General features: G+C 41.9%; 14 protein-coding genes and 2 rRNA genes. 7 read left to right on the top strand and 9 right to left on the bottom strand.

What is annotated here, in order from left to right; genetic code table 11:
* The first annotated feature begins 7 nt into the window (after positions 1-7).
* From ACFGVS_RS18365 to ACFGVS_RS18375, 3 genes are all read left to right on the top strand, one after another.
* Positions 8-340, top strand: a complete 333-nt coding sequence (locus ACFGVS_RS18365) for a PadR family transcriptional regulator (RefSeq protein WP_090639171.1) — start codon at positions 8-10, stop codon at positions 338-340.
* Between the two features lie 24 nt (positions 341-364).
* On the top strand, positions 365-2,035 hold the full coding sequence (locus tag ACFGVS_RS18370; RefSeq protein WP_439695075.1) for a PspC domain-containing protein: 1,671 nt from the start codon (positions 365-367) through the stop codon (positions 2,033-2,035).
* 492 nt (positions 2,036-2,527) lie between these two features.
* On the top strand, positions 2,528-4,978 hold the full coding sequence (locus tag ACFGVS_RS18375; protein ID WP_274210601.1) for an outer membrane beta-barrel family protein: 2,451 nt from the start codon (positions 2,528-2,530) through the stop codon (positions 4,976-4,978).
* A gap of 477 nt (positions 4,979-5,455) precedes the next feature.
* Here the strand turns inward: ACFGVS_RS18375 and ACFGVS_RS18380 are convergent, their stop codons facing one another.
* Together ACFGVS_RS18380 and ACFGVS_RS18385 are read right to left on the bottom strand one after the other, a co-directional pair.
* Positions 5,456-5,728, bottom strand: a complete 273-nt coding sequence (locus ACFGVS_RS18380; protein ID WP_439695076.1) for a hypothetical protein — start codon at positions 5,726-5,728, stop codon at positions 5,456-5,458.
* Between the two features lie 10 nt (positions 5,729-5,738).
* Complete coding sequence (locus ACFGVS_RS18385) at positions 5,739-6,527, bottom strand: hypothetical protein (RefSeq protein ID WP_439695077.1); 789 nt, start codon at positions 6,525-6,527, stop codon at positions 5,739-5,741.
* Between the two features lie 387 nt (positions 6,528-6,914).
* On the opposite strand from ACFGVS_RS18385, the gene ACFGVS_RS18390 reads away from it, so the two are divergent.
* Together ACFGVS_RS18390 and ACFGVS_RS18395 are read left to right on the top strand one after the other, a co-directional pair.
* Complete coding sequence (locus ACFGVS_RS18390) at positions 6,915-7,727, top strand: DNA adenine methylase (protein WP_439695078.1); 813 nt, start codon at positions 6,915-6,917, stop codon at positions 7,725-7,727.
* The gene (locus ACFGVS_RS18395; RefSeq protein ID WP_439695079.1) at positions 7,724-10,018 is read left to right on the top strand and encodes a DGQHR domain-containing protein; all 2,295 of its coding nucleotides are present in this window, start codon (positions 7,724-7,726) and stop codon (positions 10,016-10,018) included. Before ACFGVS_RS18390 ends, ACFGVS_RS18395 begins: the two co-directional genes overlap by 4 nt.
* Positions 10,019-10,177: 159 nt before the next feature.
* On the opposite strand, the gene ACFGVS_RS18400 is transcribed toward ACFGVS_RS18395, so the two are convergent.
* The 4 genes from ACFGVS_RS18400 to ACFGVS_RS18415 all read right to left on the bottom strand — a co-directional run bounded on the left by ACFGVS_RS18400 (position 10,178) and on the right by ACFGVS_RS18415 (position 14,146).
* A complete protein-coding gene (locus tag ACFGVS_RS18400; protein ID WP_439695080.1) occupies positions 10,178-10,678 on the bottom strand; it encodes a hypothetical protein in 501 nt (166 codons plus the stop codon).
* A 2-nt stretch (positions 10,679-10,680) separates the two neighbouring features.
* Complete coding sequence (locus ACFGVS_RS18405; RefSeq protein WP_439695081.1) at positions 10,681-11,571, bottom strand: hypothetical protein; 891 nt, start codon at positions 11,569-11,571, stop codon at positions 10,681-10,683.
* A 539-nt stretch (positions 11,572-12,110) separates the two neighbouring features.
* On the bottom strand, positions 12,111-13,469 hold the full coding sequence (locus tag ACFGVS_RS18410; protein WP_439695082.1) for a hypothetical protein: 1,359 nt from the start codon (positions 13,467-13,469) through the stop codon (positions 12,111-12,113).
* A gap of 11 nt (positions 13,470-13,480) precedes the next feature.
* Positions 13,481-14,146 (bottom strand): hypothetical protein, encoded by a 666-nt coding sequence (locus ACFGVS_RS18415; RefSeq protein ID WP_439695083.1) that lies wholly within the window; start codon positions 14,144-14,146, stop codon positions 13,481-13,483.
* A gap of 646 nt (positions 14,147-14,792) precedes the next feature.
* On the opposite strand from ACFGVS_RS18415, the gene rhuM reads away from it, so the two are divergent.
* On the top strand, positions 14,793-15,392 hold the full coding sequence (gene rhuM / locus ACFGVS_RS18420; protein WP_274210607.1) for a RhuM family protein: 600 nt from the start codon (positions 14,793-14,795) through the stop codon (positions 15,390-15,392).
* Positions 15,393-15,562: 170 nt separating this feature from the next.
* Here rhuM and ACFGVS_RS18425 read toward each other — a convergent pair whose 3' ends face one another.
* Positions 15,563-16,615, bottom strand: a complete 1,053-nt coding sequence (locus ACFGVS_RS18425) for an AAA family ATPase (protein WP_439695084.1) — start codon at positions 16,613-16,615, stop codon at positions 15,563-15,565.
* Positions 16,616-16,861: 246 nt separating this feature from the next.
* Here ACFGVS_RS18425 and ACFGVS_RS18430 point away from each other — a divergent pair, with 246 nt between their 5' ends.
* Complete coding sequence (locus tag ACFGVS_RS18430) at positions 16,862-17,038, top strand: hypothetical protein (RefSeq protein WP_439695085.1); 177 nt, start codon at positions 16,862-16,864, stop codon at positions 17,036-17,038.
* Between the two features lie 227 nt (positions 17,039-17,265).
* On the opposite strand, the gene rrf is transcribed toward ACFGVS_RS18430, so the two are convergent.
* Positions 17,266-17,377, bottom strand: a 5S ribosomal RNA gene (gene rrf, locus ACFGVS_RS18435).
* 229 nt (positions 17,378-17,606) lie between these two features.
* Positions 17,607-20,485, bottom strand: a 23S ribosomal RNA gene (locus tag ACFGVS_RS18440).
* Between the last annotated feature and the right edge of the window lie 231 nt (positions 20,486-20,716).

Consider the following 20,716-nt stretch of genomic DNA (forward strand, 5'->3'; position numbering starts at 1 on the left):
TTGTATTATGATCGTCGAAAACACACAAACCCAAATGAGGAAGGGCATACTGGAGTACTGCATCCTATCCATCATAGCCAAGGGCGAAACATATGCTTCAGACATAATTGCTGAGCTAAAGAAAGCCCAACTGCTTGTAGTTGAGGGTACTCTGTACCCGCTATTAACCCGTTTAAAGAACAATGGACTGCTCACTTACAACTGGGTCGAGTCGATTTCAGGACCGCCCCGAAAGTATTATGTACTGTCAGACGAGGGCCGGAATGTGCTGGAACAGCTGGATAAAACCTGGCAGGAATTGGTTTATGCTGTGCAAACGGCCATTGGAGACAGAAAATAAAAAAACCTGAAATTATTACCCATCATGAACAAAACTATCATCATCAACATAAATGGCATCGTTTTTCACATCGAAGAGGATGCTTATGACGTACTTAAACTTTACATGACAGATGTAAAACGTCATTTTTCAACCTCGGCCGATAGCCTGGAGATAACAACCGACATCGAAAACCGCATTGCCGAAATGTTTAACGAAATTTTAGCAAGCCAAAGCAAGCAAGTCATTGTTGAGCAGGACGTAAAGCTTGTAATTGAGCAAATGGGCTCGGTTGAGGACTTTGAATCGGCCGAAAACGATGCAAAAGCGCCCGGAAACACCTCCTATGCCTATAACACCGAACGTCGCCGGCTTTTTCGCGATCCGGATGATCACCTGGTGAGCGGTGTTGCCGCAGGCATTGCCAATTATTTTGATATCCCGGCCGTTTGGATCAGGCTGGCCTTTGTAATTTTCCTTTGTGTGGCAGGCAGCGGCTTCTTCTTGTATGTTATATTGTGGATGGTGATCCCGAAAGCCGTTAGCCGTGCCGACAGGATGGCTATGAAAGGCGAGAAACAAGACCTGAAAGGTTTTAAAAAGAGCTTCGAAGAAGAACTGAGTTCGGTTAAAGAAAACCTGCACAACTTTCAGCACGAGGCCAGGCCATTTGTTTACAAAACCCGCGATTTCATCGGCGATTTTTTTGACCACCTTGGCGTGTTTTTACGGGGTGCCGGCAGCTTGCTTGGTAAAATAATAGCCGGTGGTATATTATTGGGCTGTTTTGGCCTTGCTATTGCACTTATTGTGGTTGTTATTATGTTTTTAGCGTTCGGCAAAACAGATATCTACCATATATTTCCGTTCAATATAGTTAACCATAATACCAATCTTGTATTTATAGCAGGCGGCTTTTTATTGCTGGCTATCCCTTTAACCGCAATTATATTACTCATTATCGGCTTTCTGTTCCGTAACGCATCATTCAACCGCTCGGTTGGCACCACTTTATTATGTGTATGGCTGGCCGCGCTTGGCGCGGTAGTATATTACGGTGTAAGGGCATCTGTTGATTTTAGGGAAGGCGCAAGGCTAAACACCACCATTAACATTAAAGCCCCGGCAAACAACACCTATTACCTGCAGCTTAACGATGCCAAATACCTGAGCAACGAGGATAGCACCCGCCTGCGCATAAAAGAGCGTTTTAACGGCATGGTTATTTTAGATGACGACTTTAATGGCAACGAAGAGATGGACGGCCCGAACCGCGTAAGCATCGACATTGAAAAAAGCGATGTAGCACAACCTGTTTTGGTTGAATCATTCACCGCCCGCGGCCGCGATTATGAGGATGCGCTTACCAATACAAAAAATATTACCTACCGCTTTATCCAAAAAGACTCGGTGTTGAAATTTGATCGTCACCTGGAAAGGACCGCCGGTACGCTGTGGCGCGGGCAGGAGCTGCACCTTACCTTAAAGGTACCCTTGAACTCCAAGCTGGTTATTGATACCAGGCTGGATGTTAACATCGGTTTTAATCCTTATGATTGCCAGCAAAGCAACAAACCGATTAATCCGCTTGGCGCAAAATTTATCATGAAAGAAAACGGCATCGAATGCGATATCCCGCCGGTACCGCAGGCCACTATCGACAGCCTGAGAAGGCAGGAGGTAGCCGATAGTCTTAAAAATGCAAATCAGCAATAAAACCACATCGTTGTATAGCGTAAAATGCGATCAGTTGTAAAATATATAAGCCTGCTATTATTTAGCGGGCTTATTATTGCTTTTTATTGCGTTACATTTACCCCAAGCCCGCCACCTGCCGTTAAACCAAATCCATTTGTTACTGCGCCAACCCAACCCGGTAGCAGCCAGCCAATAGGCCAGGCCATTATCATAAATATTGCTAAAAATTTATTCCCTGCGTTAAAAAGTTTAATTTCTCTGTAACCAAAGTACCCTATTGTGCATCTTAATACAAAAAGACACAAAAATTACAGATCAGGTCCCGGCGAAGGCACTTGCCCCTTGGCCAGCCTTAAACTGACATACACTATGAATAAAAAGCTTATATCAAATAACTACTAAACACACTTAAGGCCACCGCCAAAACAGCTAAAAACTTATTTACAAATTTTAAAAGGAGCTATTTTCCTTAACGGCATTGTATTGCCCAAACTTTTTAACAACACAATAATGAAAACTAAAATCAACCATATATTATACACACTCCTGCTTGTAGTTATCAGCTGGAGCGCGTCCTTTGCCCAAACCGGCAATACGGGTGCCGCCAAAGTATCAGGCTCGCTGGTAAATGACCAGGGCAAACCGCTTGACTACGCCAGCGTAAGCATCATAAAAGCAACCGACTCCACCATAGTTAAAGGCGCTTTAAGTAACGATAATGGCGTTTACTCCTTTGATAAAATACCCGCGGGTAAATACCTGGTAAAAGCCACCGTTGTAGGTTATGTTAAAGCGGTGAGCAAACCTTTTACCGTTACCGAAGGCTCAACTAAGGTTGAAGTGCCCGTTTTAAACATGCAGCCCGGCAATACCACTTTAAAAACGGTTACCGTTACCGCCGCCAAACCGCTTGTTGAACGCAAAATTGACCGCACCGTAATGAATGTAGAAGGCAGCGTACTCGCCGCCGGCAACACCGCTATGGAAATACTGGCACGGGCCCCCGGCGTAACCGTTGATAAAGACGATAACATCAGCCTTAAAGGCAAACAGGGTGTAACCGTAATGATTAATGATAAGCTTACCTACCTTACCGCCGCGCAACTGGCTACCCTGTTACGCTCAACGGATGGCAATACCATTAAATCTATCGAAATTATTACCAACCCATCGGCCAAATATGATGCCGCGGGTAACTCGGGTATCATCAACATTAAATTAAAAAAGAATGCCCAGTCGGGTACCAATGGCAGTATTACGGCCGGCGTGGCCAAAGGCAGGTATTGGAGAGATAACAGCAGCCTTAACCTTAACCATAAGGATGGCAACCTGAATGTGTTTGGCACTTTTAGCCGCGGCGACAGCAAACGCGCGCACGACTTACTGCTCGACCGCGTGGTGAGCAACGCCCAGGGGGTTACCAACTATTTTAACCAGCAGTCATTTATGCCCGATGCCAATCATTATAATAATTACCGCATTGGCGCCGACTACGACCTTACCCCCAAACATACCATTGGCTTTGTGGTAAGCGGCTATTCAAATACCGAAAACAACCACAACAGCACATCTACCATAATAGGCACCAAATATGGCGCTGCCGATTCATCGCTGCGCACCAATTCAATTTTTGAGCAGGCCTACAAAAACATAGCCGTTAACCTTAACGACAGGCTTAAAATTGACACCAGCGGCCAGGAACTAAGCTTCGACCTTGATTACTCTAAATTTAACAACAGCAACAACGCGCAATACACTACCGATTATTTTTTAGCCGATGGCAGCCCGCAGCGCCCGTCGCAGTTATTGCGTAACCAAAGCCCGTCAACCATTACCATATATACTGCCAAGGTTGATTATACCAAACCGCTTACCAAAACCATAAAACTGGAAGCCGGCGCCAAATACAGTAACGTTAAAACCGATAACGATTTAAGGGCCCAGATTGACAGCAGCGGCGTATATATTAACGATAAAGGCCGCAGCAACCACTTTATTTACGACGAGAAAATTGAAGCCGGCTACCTTAACCTGAACAAGCAGTTCAAAAAAACATCTATACAGGTGGGCCTGCGTGCCGAGCATACCCAATCAAACGGCAACCTTATTGGCAGCACGCCGGTAAACCGCAGCTACCTTAACTTTTTCCCAAGCGCGTTTATTAACCACACCATCAATGATAAAAACGAGGTAAGCCTGTCGTACAGCCGCCGTATTGATAGGCCTGGTTATGATGCGCTTAACCCCTTCATTTTTTATCTCGATCCGTATACCTTTCAAAAAGGTAATGCCTTCCTTAACCCGCAGTATACCCAAAACTTCGAGTTTAACTACACCTATAATAAAACCATTAATGTTAGCCTGGGCTACAGCCGCACCACCGATGCCATTACCGAGCTGATTTTAACCGAAGGCGAAAAAACATTTCAAACCAATAAAAACCTGCAAACGCAAACAGGCTACAATGCCAACATCAACACCCCCTTCACCATTACCAAATGGTGGGAAGGCAATATCAACGTAACAGCCTTTTACCTCGGCTTTAAATCCGATTCGCTTGCAGGCTTCAACTTTAACAATGGCCAGTGGGCGTACCAGGCACGTACAACCCAAACCTTTAAGTTTGCCGGCGCCCGGTTAGAGGTTATGGGCGATTACCAATCCAGGTTAACCTACGGTATTTATAAAATAAGGCCCCGTTACTCGGTCGATCTTGGCCTCAGCAAATCCTTCTATAATAAAAAGCTGAATGTCAAAGTGGCTTGCGACGATGTATTTAACATCCGCCGCAATAACCTAAGCAGCAACGAGCTTGGCAACAACTTCGATATCAGGCAACGAAACGACTCGAGGGTAGGCCGGCTTACCCTTACCTACAACTTTGGCAACAACTCCATCAAAGTACGCCAGCACCGCAGCGGCGCCGACGATGAAAAAGGCAGGGTGAAAGGCAATAATTAAGTGGGCGGTTTGCAGTGGGCAGTGGGCAGTGGGTAGTGGGCAAATCCAAATAAAAAAGGTTCGGTTGAATTAGGCAACCGAACCTTTTTTATGAAGCGCCGCGCCGTTGTTGGGGGTTATAACACAGGTGTCCGGAAGAAATAAATTGAGGGAATGCGCCATTCCTTTCACGGAGGAAGGGGCCGTGCTGTTAAGTTAAGAAAAACAGGAGGACAAATAATATCGAACACCGAATTTCGAATGTCCAACGCCGAAGATTCTCCTTCATTATTCGATATCGGGCATTCGGTATTCCGTATTAAATCAATCTTAATTCCTTATGAATAGCATTGGCAGGAGGCAGAAGCAACGGATTCCGGTTCCGCCGGCATACAACTCCCCCACCATCCACCAATAAACTAATGAACCAGTAAATCAACAAGCCTACTCCTAACCCACCATCCCACCAATGAACTAATGAACCAGTGAACCAATGAACTAATGACCGATTCCCTTTTTTGACTTTTGAATTTTAACTTTTGAATTTAAAATGTCGTTGCCTGCGGCCCGTGCTGTACGTTCATACGCACACATGGCATTAGGCGCGAGGCCGGTATCCACTGCCATCACTAACGTGGGTTGCGGGATAGATTTTTGATTTATGCTGCAAATGAGCGTTGCGATTTGCATGAAGGCCACAAGGGAGACCCTTGCGGCAGCGGCGGAAGCGGACTTTGCCATGGCCGCCCTATGCTTCACCACAAGTTTCATTTATAACGAATTAAAAATATCTCAGGTACTTACTATCATTTAACTTCACTTGGAACGATGTTGGAAAATTATCTTTTTCCCGCCCATTATTGTAAACGTTAATATACGTATCAGGGTTAAAATTTTCTATTTCAATAACATCATTACCTGCAAGCCTCTCTAAAGAAAAAACAAATTCGTCTTTTGAATAATCGGGTAAATAAGATATTTCCTGAAAGCCTTCATTTTGATTGGTGCATAAGTTTTCCAAAATTTTCACATCCAACTTATCCAACGGTTCCAATTTTTCTAATATCAAATTATTTGAAGTCCCAATTGCAAAGTCGATGGTACCACCTATAAATCTTAGGTGGAAAATTATTGGTTGACTTCTATAAGGATACTCTTTTATAACTTCAAAATAGGTATGCCTAACTACGGCTTTACTGATATCTTTTAATGTTAATGCATGATTTGTATCAGTGCTGCCACCCTTAATATCGATATATATTTTAGATTGTTGTAAGTAAACGTTACCAGCAATTTGTAATGACACATTTAAATCTTCGGCAATCTCCCTTCTATATGATATACCCTCTATAACTTCATCTTCATATATAATCTTTAGGAGGTACCCATCGTTTTTATCATCATCAATTCGTTTAATCATTTCAAGGATTTCAACTTCCTTATTTTTACGATCATCTTTATAAGGAACTTTTACATACAGGTAAACACCTTTATAGGATAATTCATAGTCTTTACCTAATTCTGTTTGTAGTTTTTCAACAAGTATTTTTAGTTGGGTTGCGGTTGGCATATCAATATTATTTAATCAAAGTTACTTTAACCAAATATATATTTTCAACATTCATACTATTTATTAGAAACGATTAGTGAACATGATGGATAAACTACCCACCAGCTACGCAGAGACAAACAATGAAACTGCCATCAACATATTGCACTTTTTAGCGAAAGTATTGAGCAATACATTTTGCGCGATGGCCGACTTTTGCTTTGTGAAAGGTTTCGGATATAAGTCACAAGTTACCTAACCTGCAGGCAATCACAGGAGACTTGCACTAAGAACGGCAACGATTTAATTCTTTGCCAAACCACCGTTAATACAAATATAGAACTATTTGATAAACAAAATTTTATCAGTACATTCATCAGCCTAATAATGAAGGGCCTAAACCCAAACATGATAGAAATAGCAAAGCCCTTTTTAAGATGGGCTGGTGGAAAATCGTGGCTTATTAAATATTTAGCCGAAGTCAAGAGATCCAGTTTTAACAACTACCACGAACCTTTTCTCGGTGGAGGATCTACATATTTTTATTTATCGCCGCAATGTCATTCTTTTCTTTCAGATTTAAATGGTGAATTAATCGAGACATACCAAACAATAAAAACCGACGTCGATGGCGTTATCGAAAAATTAAAGTCGTTTAAAAATGAAGAAAAATACTATTATAAAATAAGGGAAACTATTTATGATGACCAATTAGATCGTGCGGCACAATTTATATACCTCAATCAAACATCTTATAATGGAATCTATCGTGTTAATTTAAAAGGGAAATATAACGTTCCATATGGATTTCGGGAAAAAGATTATTTCTTAAATAGCAACGGGTTACGAATAGCGAGTTTGGCTCTATCCAACACGACGATTTTCCGGGACGACTTTCATTCAATTTTAACAAATGTAAAACCTGGAGATTTGGTATTTCTTGATCCACCCTACACTGTATCTCACAACAATAATGGATTTATTAAATATAACGAAAAAATATTTTCTCTTGATGACCAATATAGATTAAGTAGCATGATTGATGAAATTAAAAATATGGGGGCTTTCTATATTTTAACTAATGCAGATCACGCAACCATAAATGAAATATTTGAAAAAGGAGACAAAAAAACGGAGTTATCCAGAGGAAATTCCATAGGTGGAAGGAAAGCTACACGGGGACAAACAACGGAATTATTTTTTACAAACATTAAGTTATGACAGAACAGATACGGGATTCAATTTTTAGTAATATTATATCTGACGAAGAGGAAATACAGAAATTGCTGAGAACTAAAAAACTCGACTTTTATAAGGAAAGTTTTAACAACGGCTCTTCCGCTCTTCAAGAAAAACTCGAAGATGGTTGGGAGGTTGACGCCATACTAAAATCAAAAACAAAAATTTCAAAACCCAAAACCAATGAAACGTTATTTAAAGATAAGGTCTGGGCTCTTTTTGCCCAATTAGATTTTAAAACTTTGAATAGAGAGAGTTTTGATTTTCCCTATGATAAAAAGGATTTGTCATTAGTACATAGGATTGATGTGTTTGCCAAAGATGAAGAAACAGTACTTATTATTGATTGTCGATCTTCTTTAAAGAATACACAATGCACTTTTACGAAAGAACTGGAAGATTTAAAATATAAAAAAGCGGGTATTATTAATTCCATTCTTGCCCTGTATCCCCATACAAAGCCAAAATTCAAATATATTTTAGCCACACGAAATATTGGGATTTCTACGGATGATGAGGCCATTTTGGCTAAAATAGATGCAGCCCACTTTTCAGAAGAAGTAATTGATTACTACTACTCCCTTCATTCCCAATTAGGGATTGCGGCAAGATACCAACTTTTAGGTTCATTGTTCTCTGGACAAGAAATTCCAGATTTAGAAAATAGGATCCCTGCGATAGAAGGCAAGATGGGGGGGCATATTTATTATTCATTTTCAATTGAACCGGAAAAACTGTTAAAAATTGGATATGTTTTACATAGAAATAAGGCCAACGAAAATATGATGCCCACCTATCAAAGGCTAATAAAAAAAACTCGACTAAAAGAAATACACAAATTTATCGAAGATGAAGGAGGGTATTTCCCAAATTCTGTGATAATAAATATTGTCCTTGATAAAAACAAAGAACTAGTTTTTGAAAGGAGTAGTAATCAAGTATTGGAGGCAATATCAAGGATAGGCATACTTCATCTTCCCAAAAAATATCGAGCAGCGTATATAATAGATGGCCAACATCGTCTATATGGCTATTCAAACTCACGATATAAAAATACAAATACAATACCAGTTGTTGCTTTGGTGAACTTAGAACGCTCTGAACAGGTAAGATTATTCATGCAAATTAATGAAAATCAAAAACCGGTATCTAAAGATTTAAGAAATACTCTAGACGCAGATCTACTGTGGGATTCTGAAAGTTACATAGATCAAATCAGGGCGCTAAAATCAAGAATAGCCATAAAATTAGGTGAGGATCGAAATTCACCGTTCTTTAATAAAATATCTATTGGCGAAGATAAAAAGGCCATTTCAACCCAACAGATTGGAATAGCATTATCAAAGAGTGACTTTTTAGGAAAAGTAAAAGCTAAAGAAGTTGAAAAGACAGGTACTTTTTACACAGGAAACCTTAACAGGGCCTATCATAATATTTCGGATTTTTTAATAACCTGTTTTGGTTACTTAAAAGATGAACTCGAAGAGTTATGGAGTCAAGAAGGAAACATAATAGTAATAAATAAAGGTTTTTATGGCTTGACTATGCTTCTAAATGATTGCATCAATCATTTGTTAAATCATGATATTATTGATAAGAATACATCTGTTAAAGAAATATTTGAAGAGACTAGGATTTATTTAAATACAATAGTTCAATTTTATAAAAGAATTGATGAGATAAAAATAAATGAACTAAAATCTGCATACGGGACGCCTGGCGATGCCAAATATTGGAGAACACTGCAAATCGCCTTAAGGGAAGATTTTCCTGAAATACATTTTGAAGGCCTAAATGAGTACATAAAGAAGGAGGAAAAAGAAAACAATGAAGCTGCATTTAAATATATCAGAGAAATAGAAAATACTTATCTAAAAGGAGTTGTACAACAAAAATTAGAGGAAGAGTTTGGCAAAAATTGGTTCAAAAAAGGCGTTCCAGAAAAGACCTATTCTGAAGCTATAGCCTTAGCTGCGAAAAAAAATCGTGAAATAGACGATGAAGAAGATGAAAAAGAACCTTGGGATCAATTACATTTAATTGATTATAGAGAGATCATTTTAAAAAACTGGCAAAAACTATTCGAGCACACGTTTACTAAACCAGGTGAGGAAAAAATATCGGGTGGGAAAGAGGCGAAAACAAAATGGATAGTCGAGTTAAATAGAATTAGGAACGAAAATTCTCATACATATTACGTAACGGGTGACGAACTTTCTTATATAGAGGAGATTTATGATTGGCTTATGAAAACGCCATTTTCAAAAGCATAACTGCCGCAGGCGCACATGTGTCGCATGTGCGCCTGCGGCCGCAAGGGTCTCCCTTGTGGCCTATCACGATGTCTATATGTCAGTATGTCTTCTTTCAGTTCGGCATTAGGTAATTGGAAAACAACACACGCGACACGTGTGCACTAGCAGACGGTTGACTTAATTCTTTTTAGTTAGTACAAAATATAAATCGACAGTATTGTTGATATTGGCTAAAATAATATGAGTAAGTAAAAACGCATCAATCCCAAAAAATATTTTCCCAAGCTTAGTACTCGATTCAAAAAAGAAAGGATATAATAAGTTAAACAGTAACAATATACTTTCTATAAGAATAATGTAAACCATTTTGATCAATAACATCTTGTATATGCTAACCCTTTCGTCGTATAAAATATAATCGGTCGGTGTGGATTTAATTTCATCAATGTTAGGATTAGATGCAGTAATTAATAATGTAAACATCGCCACTGTAAAACCAACTAATAAACTCAAAACACTTGTAGAATTATTAATAAATTGTTCTATGAGCTTGATTAAGCTGTCGGGGTTAGGTAGCCAAAATACTCCAAAACAAATCAATGCCGCTATTGCCAAATTTAGCAATAACGCTTTGGTATTGGTTGTTCTAAAATATTCTATAAAAACTAATAACCACATAGCTATTTCAAATCCTTTGTAAATGCTTTTAAAGCTGATAAAATTTCAGTGCTTTCTACCTCTCCGGTTGTGACGTTTACTGAAACGTTTACACTGTCAAGCTTTTCCATAAATGAAGTATCTAACGCAACCTCTGTTCCATTACTGTCTTTGCCCTCTATCCTTACTTTTGAAACGCTGGTTTTAATACTGTCCGTAAAAGAGTTATAAAAATCAATGGCCGTTTCAGAAATATCGTTTCCTTTATCGGCTTTAACAGTAAGTTCCAAATCTCGTTGCAGATTGCTCGTCCTGTTTGAGAACGCCAAACAACTACTCCCCAAAAGTTTTTTGTCAAAATATATTTTTGCTAGTTTAATTCTTTTCATCGATTTGATTTCTGCTAAGAAATCCGGCCTTCCCATTTTGAAAAATTTAACGGTGAAGTTTTTTGGCAATTGCTTCGATGTAAGGTATTTTTTAGTAAAAACGCTGAAATATTCGACGATTTGATTAGACGACACACCATTCCCATTTATTTCGACAACTAAGAATACTTCATCTACTATTATTTTTATAGCGAAATGTGTTTTTTCAATATCACCTTCAGATAGCCTTTTTGGACTAGGTCTTTCGTCTCCTGTAGTTCGATCTAAAAGATTTGGCCTAAACGTATGTCTCGCACTTTTAAAGAACCCAGTTATAACTGTACCGTTGGCAACTTTCTCAGTTTTTGCAGTTTGTAAAAGACAAAATTTGTCGTCTTTCATTTCGAACTGTTTTTCTTTTTTGCCAAGCGTTAAAACATACTTGACTATTTCTGCCATTTCAAAATATGGGCTTTCATCGCCAGAGCCCCATTTCCTTTTTATAATTGTGTTAAATGCGATTTTTCGAGTTTTTGTGATTGACATAGGTTTAGAATTTGGTTAAGCAAGGTATAAAAATAAACACCAATAAAATCATTAGTTGACTAATTTTTGAATGCCCGGTTTGTTTTCCTCGTTACGGCAATGCCCATCCACAGGGGTACGCGTCTCGTGGCTGTTGCACAACCAAGGGCATAAATTACAAGGCTTGAAATCTTGCCGATCAACCATCTGAGATTTAAATATTCAACAATTGATAGAAACAAGTTTGCCAGTATTCAAATCTCAGCATGTCAAACGACTACAAAACGTATATTTTTTTCGCGGCTAAGTTGTGCAACGGCCACGACGTGCGTGTACCAGCAAAGGGCACCAAATAGGATGTCAAAAAATAGAATTGTCACCGCCTTCCAACCAAGCTTGGCCAGAGGTTACAATTCTTATTTGTGCCGGTAGCCTTACAACGTTAAAAAGGAATTACAGCTTAACAAAAAGTGCAGGTAAATTGCTGTTCGAGATGATCCGAATAAGGGTTAAAAGAACTTCCTCAAAAATTTGGATCTTATTTATAATACTATCCCATATTAATCGGTCAAATATTTATTTGCCAAGTATTGTTTATACACCCATGCTTTAAATAACTCATCGAAATTCTGTAATTTAGTGGTGTATTTGTTTACTATGTTTTCGTAATCGGTAACTGGATCAATCACAATGTTCATATACGAATAGGAAGATGCTTCCTTAAAAAATGGAACAAGGGTTCCCATTTGCTGTAAGTAAAGCATCAGGTAACGACTGTAAGCGTAATTCAGGCTTTGATTAGACCAGTGTTTTTCATCTGTTTTGTTAAATGTTTGCCAATTTTTTGAAAGAAGCTCATTCAATCTCATTGTTTTAAATTGAACACTCAAATGATGGTAGGCCAGAAATTGAAGCCGCCAGCTATTGGATCCCGAAATAGTACTGTCAGATTTAATTTCTGATACTTCATAAAGGGAAGCCATCCCTTCTTCCAACCAAGGCGGTAAACTCCGAAATGAATTGTGGGATAAGATGTGGAATAACTCATGACAAGTACTACCCATTAAAGGCTTCCCGGCAACATAAGCAATAGATGCAATACAATTATCTTCAAAGCTTGAGTAACCCAGACTATACGAGGGCGAACGGAACCCGTGTACCTTGGAAGAGAATTTGTTTAGTTCTTTTGCGTCGGCCGCCAGAAATATCTGAATATAATTGTGAGAAGCCTGCATTCCGTACTGATTAATATAAAACTTATAGTACGTATTTAGTTTCGCTACGATACTGTTAAACTCATCTTTAGATATATGCAGCCCAATTGTTGTAATAACAAAGCTACCGGATATGTTTAACTCATAATTTTTAAATTTAAACGAATCATACAATCTACTATAAAAAAGCTTCGCACTGTCCGTTTTGTTTGTATCTACCATTAAGCATCGGGCACCTAGTTCAGCATAAGTTATAGGATGTATTATTTTCACGGTGTCTCCGGCTTTCGCCAAACTAAATTGATGTGTAGTTCTACCCAGCTTTCCGGAGATTCCTGGAAGTTTGACACTTGCACTCGGCGTCGCAGCAGTAATATTATGCAGATTTTCAATTGTTTGTCCGTCGCAACTCGATTTCATTTGATTAATCAGTAGTTCGTCATTCCCAGACAAACGATAGGCATGAATTATGTAATCATATGCCTCGTTAGAAGAGGTTGACTTACCCAACAAACAAAGGCTGCTAATTTTCATCAGATCTAAATTGAGCGTCGGTAAATGATGTTTGAGGTATATATCAATTTCATCAACAACCATCTGATAATGCCCTGCTTTAAAATTAGTATCTATTCTTGAAATTGTCTGGCAATTTACATTCGCAAGGGTTGTGGAAAAAACAACGAAAACGAGTATTAATTTCTTCATGGTATATTCGGTTAAAAACCAGGTGGCCGTTTAACTTCCGGATTCGGGTGTTGGTTTAAAGTACCCTTTCCTATTTGTTCCTTGAATTTTGTTAGTATTACGGTATCGTGAACAATGACCGATGTATTTACATCACTATTAAGATAAATATTGCCATCCGTTTTTTCTATGTTTTGATGAGTTATAATTGAAGTTACGATAAGTATTGTACCCAAAGCAGCCATAATAAGCCCTGGCGAATTCGATTTTATACTGACCTGTGCTTGGCTAACAGTGGCCGTGCCAGAGGTTGGATTTTTATCGCTTAGCTTGCCCAAAATAAACGTACATCCGACGACGCACAATATCATTCCAGTGATAAAACCTAGATACTTTATCCAGGTGCGGCTCATTAAAAGAACCTCTAAATTTTGCTGCCTAGCTTGCACCGTATAGGCCTCAAAAGTTGCCTGAATCATCATTTTTTTATCCGCAGAAGTAATTGCATTGTTCGTCATTTTGCCCAATGTGTAGACATCCGTTATCTTGCTCAAATCTGCTGAAATTGGCTTCTGGATTTTTTCTGTAACTGCATTAAATTGCAAATACGAGGCGACGAGATAAAAAACAGTTAATAAAACAATGGCAATCTGCATAAATGGTAGCAGCGATTTTTGCCATTTTTGAATATTTGACATTGTAGTGATTTATAGGTTAAAGGCAACATATAAATATATAAAAACAAATTGATTATAAAAACAACGCGACTATTTACACCCCTCCCCCTTAGCGCAAGTGTTGTGCGGCTGCGTGTGGGAGGATCACTTGTGACTTCCTTTAAACAAATACAGATCAAAGCACAGGTGAGCCAACGCTCAAACCTTTACTCAACACCTGTGCTAAAACGTATTAGCATCTTCCGCCTTTACTCATTTTAATGTTCGCGCTAAACCGTTTCAGCATTTATACCAAAGGTGCCGTACTTGGGTTTGTTTCCCCGCGTTCGCGTTAGGGATGGCAGCGGATACAGGCCCATGAGCGTAATGCCTGCAGGCGTATGAGCGCACAGCCCGGCCCGCAGGGAACGCCCATTTAGTATCAAGTAGTAAGTAGCAAGATTTTTTTGGCTTATGCGGGGCTTTTAGTATCAGGTAGTAAGTATCGGGTAGCAAGACTTTTTTTGGCTGATCTGCGCGGAGGTGAGGGGTAAATTCTAAACGCTAACTCCGAAATCCGAAAATAAAAAAATCTGAAATCGAACATCCGAATTCCGAAATCGCATTTGAGTTTAAAGCGCGTTAAATTGCTAATAATTATAGCTAACTTTAAAACGACTAACAAAATATGGTTTTGAATATGGGTGAATTTTCGCAATCAAATGATATTATTTTTTATAGCACCCCCGCAGGCAATATAAAAGTTGAAGTGATTTTTAACGCCGAAACATTTTGGCTTACGCAAAAGCGTATGGCCGAACTTTTTGGGGTAGAAGTACCGGCAATAAGTAAGCATTTGAAAAACATTTTTGAAAGCAATGAACTCGTGGAGGCTTCAGTTGTTTCCAAAATGGAAACAACTGCCAGTGATGGTAAAAATTATTCTACGGCATTTTATAACCTCGACGCTATAATAGCGGTTGGGTACCGGGTAAACAGTTTTGAAGCCACGCAATTCAGGATCTGGGCTACCAAAACCCTGCGCGAATATATCATCAAAGGCTTTGTGCTTGACGATGAACGCTTAAAACAAGGTAAACCCCTGGGTAAAGATTATTTTGATGAGTTACTGGACAGGATTAGGGAGATACGTGCCAGTGAAAGGCGCTTTTACCTGAAAATAACCGACATATATGAACAATGCAGTATAGACTATAACAAAGACGCCGACATAACCCAGAAGTTTTTTAAAACGGTGCAAAACTATGTCCCCTCGGGGTCTCTTTGAAAAAGGACCCTGAGGGCGCGTGCCTGGCGATGAGCTATTTGGATACAACAGGCACCGTCCCCTCAGGTTCCTCGTTGAGAGAACCCGAGGGGACAAAAAATCTGCACATCCGAAATCCGCACATCTGAAATCCGCACATCTGCACATCTGAAATCTGCACATCTGCACATCTAATCCCTCGCCCATCCTATCATTTTATTAACCGTGGCGAGGCCGAGTTTGAGGCGGGCGGCTATCTGGCGCTGACTTAGGCCCTGGGCGTGAAGCTGGGCCACCTGGTTGGCGTTACGGTCGCGCAGTTGCTGGGTGCTGGTAAGCAGGTGGTCGAGCTCGTGGCAGGTGCCCTCGAAGTTGAATTGCAGGAAACTGTCGCGCCGCACCAGTTTGCATTGAACCACGTTTTCGGCGCCGTAGGTTTCCTGGGTGCTGCGCTGTTTTATTTGTTTAAGGTATCGGTAGCCGGTCCACTTATTGCTTTCGCCGATGGCAAAGGCGCTGTCGGCAAAGTTGATGAGCATTTTGCTGCCCTGCAAATCGTTGCGGCTAATGGGCATGGCGGGGTTGCGCTTGGGGGTATGGGCCAGCACCAGGATGCTGAGGCCGTGGCGGGTTTTGAGGTATTTAAGCTGTTTCATGAGGGGCAGGGCCTCGTTGGCGCGTTCGGTACCCTTGCGCATGCAGGTAATGTTATCGATAATCAGCACGGTGGCGCCGGTGGTTTTAATGCCGCGGGTGAGGGCCTCGATCACATCATCATTAAAGCGGGTGGTGGGGCTGTAGTGTTTGTATAGCTGGTTGTATTCGCCGCGCATAAAATTGTCGCTGAAGCGGAAGGTGCCGCGCTCGTCGGTATAGCGTTGTTCAAACTGTTTGCCGGCCAGTTCAAAATCGATGTACAGCACCGGGGCGGGCTCGGCATTCATCTCGAACCCGGGGATGGCCTTGCCCGCGGCAATGCTTTGGCCCAGCTGCACCGCCAGGATGCTTTTGCCCATATTGGTATCGGCAAACAGGATGCACAGCTCGCCCTGCAGCCAAAACCGGCCGAACAGCATTTGCGGCGTTTCGGCCTCCTGCTCCATAGCCATCCACTGGTTGGCCTTATAAATGTGGAAGAGCGCGTTGGGGTTATACGGGTCGGCCTCCACGTGGTCGAAGGCCAGCTGATCGGCCGAGGGGCCTTTCGGGGTTTTGTTTTTTTCGGTGAATTGTAGGCTAAGCATGGTGGTTGGGGATTGAGGGTTGGGAGGTTCGGGTTACGGGGGGGAGTTGGGGTGTAGTTGGCAGATGGTAACGGAAGGCGCGATGCTATAAACCCCACCAATCATCTACAAACACCGCAACCCGCCCCCCGAACCCGACCCTCACAAATTTACCACGCCCCACCAACAAAAATGGTGACACAACTTTGTCAGTAACCTAACAATACCAGCGCCCCAAACTTTTGCCCCCTTTTTTTCTGATAACCCATGATGGACTTTCCCACTCAGCACCTGCCAAAAACAGCCCACACCCAAACCCCGGTACCCGAAGGGTGCATATTGGCAGCATCAAGGGTGACCGATAGTGGCCTCATGGTGGCAGATAAGGAGCTGACAAGGTGCCGGCAGGGATACCCTATTCCGCTGTGCTATTCTGAAGATTAATGGATTATAACATGGCTATGCCTGCGAACGGAGGCGTTGATCAGCCTGTGAATTGCATGTTCTATGATTGCCCAAACACTTAACCTACTGATTGCAAACAATATAAGTGTTCGCCCCCGAACACCCGAACGGTATAGTATCTAACCGAACACCAATGACTAATGAACCAGTGAACCAATGGAACGCAAAAAAGCCCTTGACTGTTTCCAGCAAGGGCTTGATTTAAGATTTGGCACCGACCTACTCTCCCACGTTTTACCGCAGTACCATCGGCTCTGGCGGGCTTGACTTCTCTGTTCGGAATGGGAAGAGGTAGACACCGCCGATATAGGCACCTGAATATTTTTAATGTCGAGGTGAAAGCTTAAAGGTGAAGGGTGAAAGGTTTTTAATACCTTTTGCCTTTATCCTTTGGCCTTTCTGCCTTAACAATGACATATTATTGAAAGAAGTAATTAATCAGAGAAAACAACAATATTAGTCTGTTCATGGTTGATAGTTCATGGTTCATCGTACATATTACTATGAACTATGATCCATTTGCCATCAACCACTATTATTACCTGCTATGAGAAAGCTTCGGGCAATTAGTATCACTCGGCTATGATGTCACCACCTTTATACCTATGACCTATCAACGTAGTAGTCTGCTACGACCCTCAATGGAAGTCTCATCTTGTGGCTAGTTTCGCACTTAGATGCTTTCAGCGCTTATCTATTCCCAACGTAGCTACTCTGCAATACAGCTGGCGCCATAACAGATTCACCAGAGGTTAGTCCAACCCGGTCCTCTCGTACTAAGGTCAGCCCCACTCAAACTTCCAACGCCCACAACAGATAGGGACCGAACTGTCTCGCGACGTTCTGAACCCAGCTCGCGTGCCACTTTAATGAGCGAACAGCTCAACCCTTGGGACCTTCTCCAGCCCCAGGATGTGACGAGCCGACATCGAGGTGCCAAACCTCCCCGTCGATATGAGCTCTTGGGGGAGATCAGCCTGTTATCCCCAGCGTACCTTTTATCCTTTGAGCGATGGCCCTTCCATGCAGAACCACCGGATCACTATATCCGTCTTTCGACCCTGCTCGGCTTGTCTGCCTCACAGTCAAGCAAGCTTATGCTATTGCACTCCACGTACGGTTACCAAGCGTACTGAGCTTACCTTTGAAAGCCTCCGTTACCTTTTTGGAGGCGACCACCCCAGTCAAACTACCCGCCAAACAATGTCCTCCGCTGTGCAGAGTTAGACACCAAATACAGAAAGGGTGGTATTTCAACGTTGACTAACCAACTCCTAGCGAAGCTGGATCACAGTCTCCCACCTATCCTACACATCCTGTATCCGATATCAATGTTAAGTTGTAGTGAAGGTGCATGGGGTCTTTCCGTCCCGTTGCGGGTAACCGGCGTCTTCACCGATACCACAATTTCACCGAGCTCATGGCTGAGACAGCGCCCAGATCGTTACACCATTCGTGCAGGTCGGAACTTACCCGACAAGGAATTTCGCTACCTTAGGACCGTTATAGTTACGGCCGCCGTTTACCGGGGCTTCGATTCAATGCTTCGCCTTGCGACTAACATCCCCTCTTAACCTTCCGGCACCGGGCAGGTGTCAGGCCATATACGTCATCTTTCGATTTTGCATAGCCATGTGTTTTTGTTAAACAGTCGCCTGGGCCTTTTCACTGCGGCTTCCATTGCTGAAAGCGCCCCTTCTCCCGAAGTTACAGGGCCATTTTGCCGAGTTCCTTAGCCATGATTCACTCGAGCACCTTAGGATTCTCTCCTCGACTACCTGTGTCGGTTTACGGTACGGGTTTTTATAACCTGAAGCTTAGCGGGTTTTCTTGGAAGTCTGATTACCTGAACTATTACCGCCTCCGAAGATTTGGTATACTATCAGCTTTCAGCATGGTCTGCGTACTTAACTACAGTCCATATACCTACGGCCTTTAACGAACTATTCCGTCAGTTCGCGTCAGTGTCACTACTCCGTCACCGCATCGCAGTTATAAAAAGTACTGGAATATTAACCAGTTGTCCATCGGCTACGCCCTTCGGCTTCACCTTAGGCCCCGACTAACCCTGATCCGATTAGCGTTGATCAGGAAACCTTAGTCTTTCGGTGGGCGGGTTTCTCTCCCGCCTTATCGTTACTTATGCCTACATTTGCTTTTCTATTCCCTCCACAGTCGGTTGTCCCTCCTGCTTCGCCGGATAATAGAATGCTCCCCTACCAGATGCATTGCTGCAAATCCATAGCTTCGGTATACTGCTTGATGCCCGTTTATTATCCATGCCCGATCGCTCGACTAGTGAGCTGTTACGCACTCTTTAAATGAATGGCTGCTTCCAAGCCAACATCCTAGCTGTCTGTGCAATCGGACCTCGTTAGTTCAACTTAGCAGTAATTTGGGGACCTTAGCTGATGGTCTGGGTTCTTTCCCTCTCGGCCCTGGACCTTAGCACCCAGAGCCTCACTCCAGCGTATATTAATAAGCATTCGGAGTTTATCTGGATTTGGTAGGATTTGACTCCCCCGCACCCAATTAGTAGCTCTACCTCTTATTAACTCAACCGCCAGGCTGTTCCTAAAAACATTTCGGGGAGTACGAGCTATTTCCCAGTTTGATTAGCCTTTCACCCCTACCCACAAATCATCCGGAAACTTTTCAACGTTTATCGGTTCGGTCCTCCAGTACCTGTTACGGCACCTTCAACCTGTCCATGGGTAGATCACAAGGTTTCGCGTCTACCTCCCCTGACTATACGCCCTATTCAGACTCGCTTTCGCTTCGGATCCGTGTCTTAAACACTTAACCTTGCCAGGAAAGAGTAACTCGTAGGCTCATTATGCAAAAGGCACGCCGTCACAGATTGCTCTGCTCCGACCGCTTGTAAGTACACGGTTTCAGGTTCTATTTCACTCCCCTGTTCGGGGTTCTTTTCACCTTTCCCTCACGGTACTGGTTCACTATCGGTCTCTCAGGAGTATTTAGCCTTACCGGATGGTGCCGGCAGATTCCCACAAGGCGTCTCCGACCTCGCGGTACTCAGGATACCACTATCCAATCATTCATTACCCGTACGCAGCTATCATGCTCTATGGCCGGGTTTCCCACCCCGTTCCGGTTTTGTTTGATTTTCATGTTGTGGTCCTACAACCCCAATTATGCCGTAACATAATTGGTTTGGGCTTCTTCCCTTTCGCTCGCCACTACTCAGGAAATCATTATTATTTTCTCTTCCTCTGCTTACTTAGATGTTTCAGTTCAGCAGGTTTGCGCATTTATGCAATTAGTCTTCAACTAATTAGGTTTCCCCATTCAGAAATCTACGGATCAAATCTTATTTGCAAATCCCCGTAGCTTATCGCAGCTTATCACGTCTTTCATCGCCTCTGAGAGCCAAGGCATCCCCCGTGTACCCTTTCTTACTTTCTTCTACTTATACGCCTTTTGCTCGTATAGTATGCTTTTTGATTCTTGTTGCCGTTTTTAGTATCAAGTACTTAGTATCAAGTAGCAAGACCGAAGCCTTTCTCCTTTTTTACTTTTCCGCAATATTCAAAAGCCTGCAACAGTCCTCTATACTGTTGTCTTCTCTTTTTTATTACTTCTTCCAATATGTCAAAGAACGTTTTGTCAGTTTGCAGTCTGCCGTTCTCAGTTTGC

It is taken from the genome of Mucilaginibacter sediminis (assembly GCF_051903035.1).
GTDB lineage: Bacteria > Bacteroidota > Bacteroidia > Sphingobacteriales > Sphingobacteriaceae > Mucilaginibacter.

Coding starts and splice junctions, on each gene's coding strand:
- ACFGVS_RS18395 (WP_439695079.1), top strand. CDS start 7,724: ATGACAGAACAGATACGGGATTCAATTTTTAGTAATATTATATCTGAC.
- ACFGVS_RS18415 (WP_439695083.1), bottom strand. CDS start 14,146: ATGTCAAATATTCAAAAATGGCAAAAATCGCTGCTACCATTTATGCAG.
- ACFGVS_RS18380 (WP_439695076.1), bottom strand. CDS start 5,728: ATGAAACTTGTGGTGAAGCATAGGGCGGCCATGGCAAAGTCCGCTTCC.
- ACFGVS_RS18385 (WP_439695077.1), bottom strand. CDS start 6,527: ATGCCAACCGCAACCCAACTAAAAATACTTGTTGAAAAACTACAAACA.
- ACFGVS_RS18400 (WP_439695080.1), bottom strand. CDS start 10,678: ATGTGGTTATTAGTTTTTATAGAATATTTTAGAACAACCAATACCAAA.
- ACFGVS_RS18375 (WP_274210601.1), top strand. CDS start 2,528: ATGAAAACTAAAATCAACCATATATTATACACACTCCTGCTTGTAGTT.
- ACFGVS_RS18405 (WP_439695081.1), bottom strand. CDS start 11,571: ATGTCAATCACAAAAACTCGAAAAATCGCATTTAACACAATTATAAAA.
- ACFGVS_RS18390 (WP_439695078.1), top strand. CDS start 6,915: ATGATAGAAATAGCAAAGCCCTTTTTAAGATGGGCTGGTGGAAAATCG.
- ACFGVS_RS18410 (WP_439695082.1), bottom strand. CDS start 13,469: ATGAAGAAATTAATACTCGTTTTCGTTGTTTTTTCCACAACCCTTGCG.
- ACFGVS_RS18370 (WP_439695075.1), top strand. CDS start 365: ATGAACAAAACTATCATCATCAACATAAATGGCATCGTTTTTCACATC.
- ACFGVS_RS18425 (WP_439695084.1), bottom strand. CDS start 16,615: ATGCTTAGCCTACAATTCACCGAAAAAAACAAAACCCCGAAAGGCCCC.
- rhuM (WP_274210607.1), top strand. CDS start 14,793: ATGGTTTTGAATATGGGTGAATTTTCGCAATCAAATGATATTATTTTT.
- ACFGVS_RS18430 (WP_439695085.1), top strand. CDS start 16,862: ATGATGGACTTTCCCACTCAGCACCTGCCAAAAACAGCCCACACCCAA.
- ACFGVS_RS18365 (WP_090639171.1), top strand. CDS start 8: ATGATCGTCGAAAACACACAAACCCAAATGAGGAAGGGCATACTGGAG.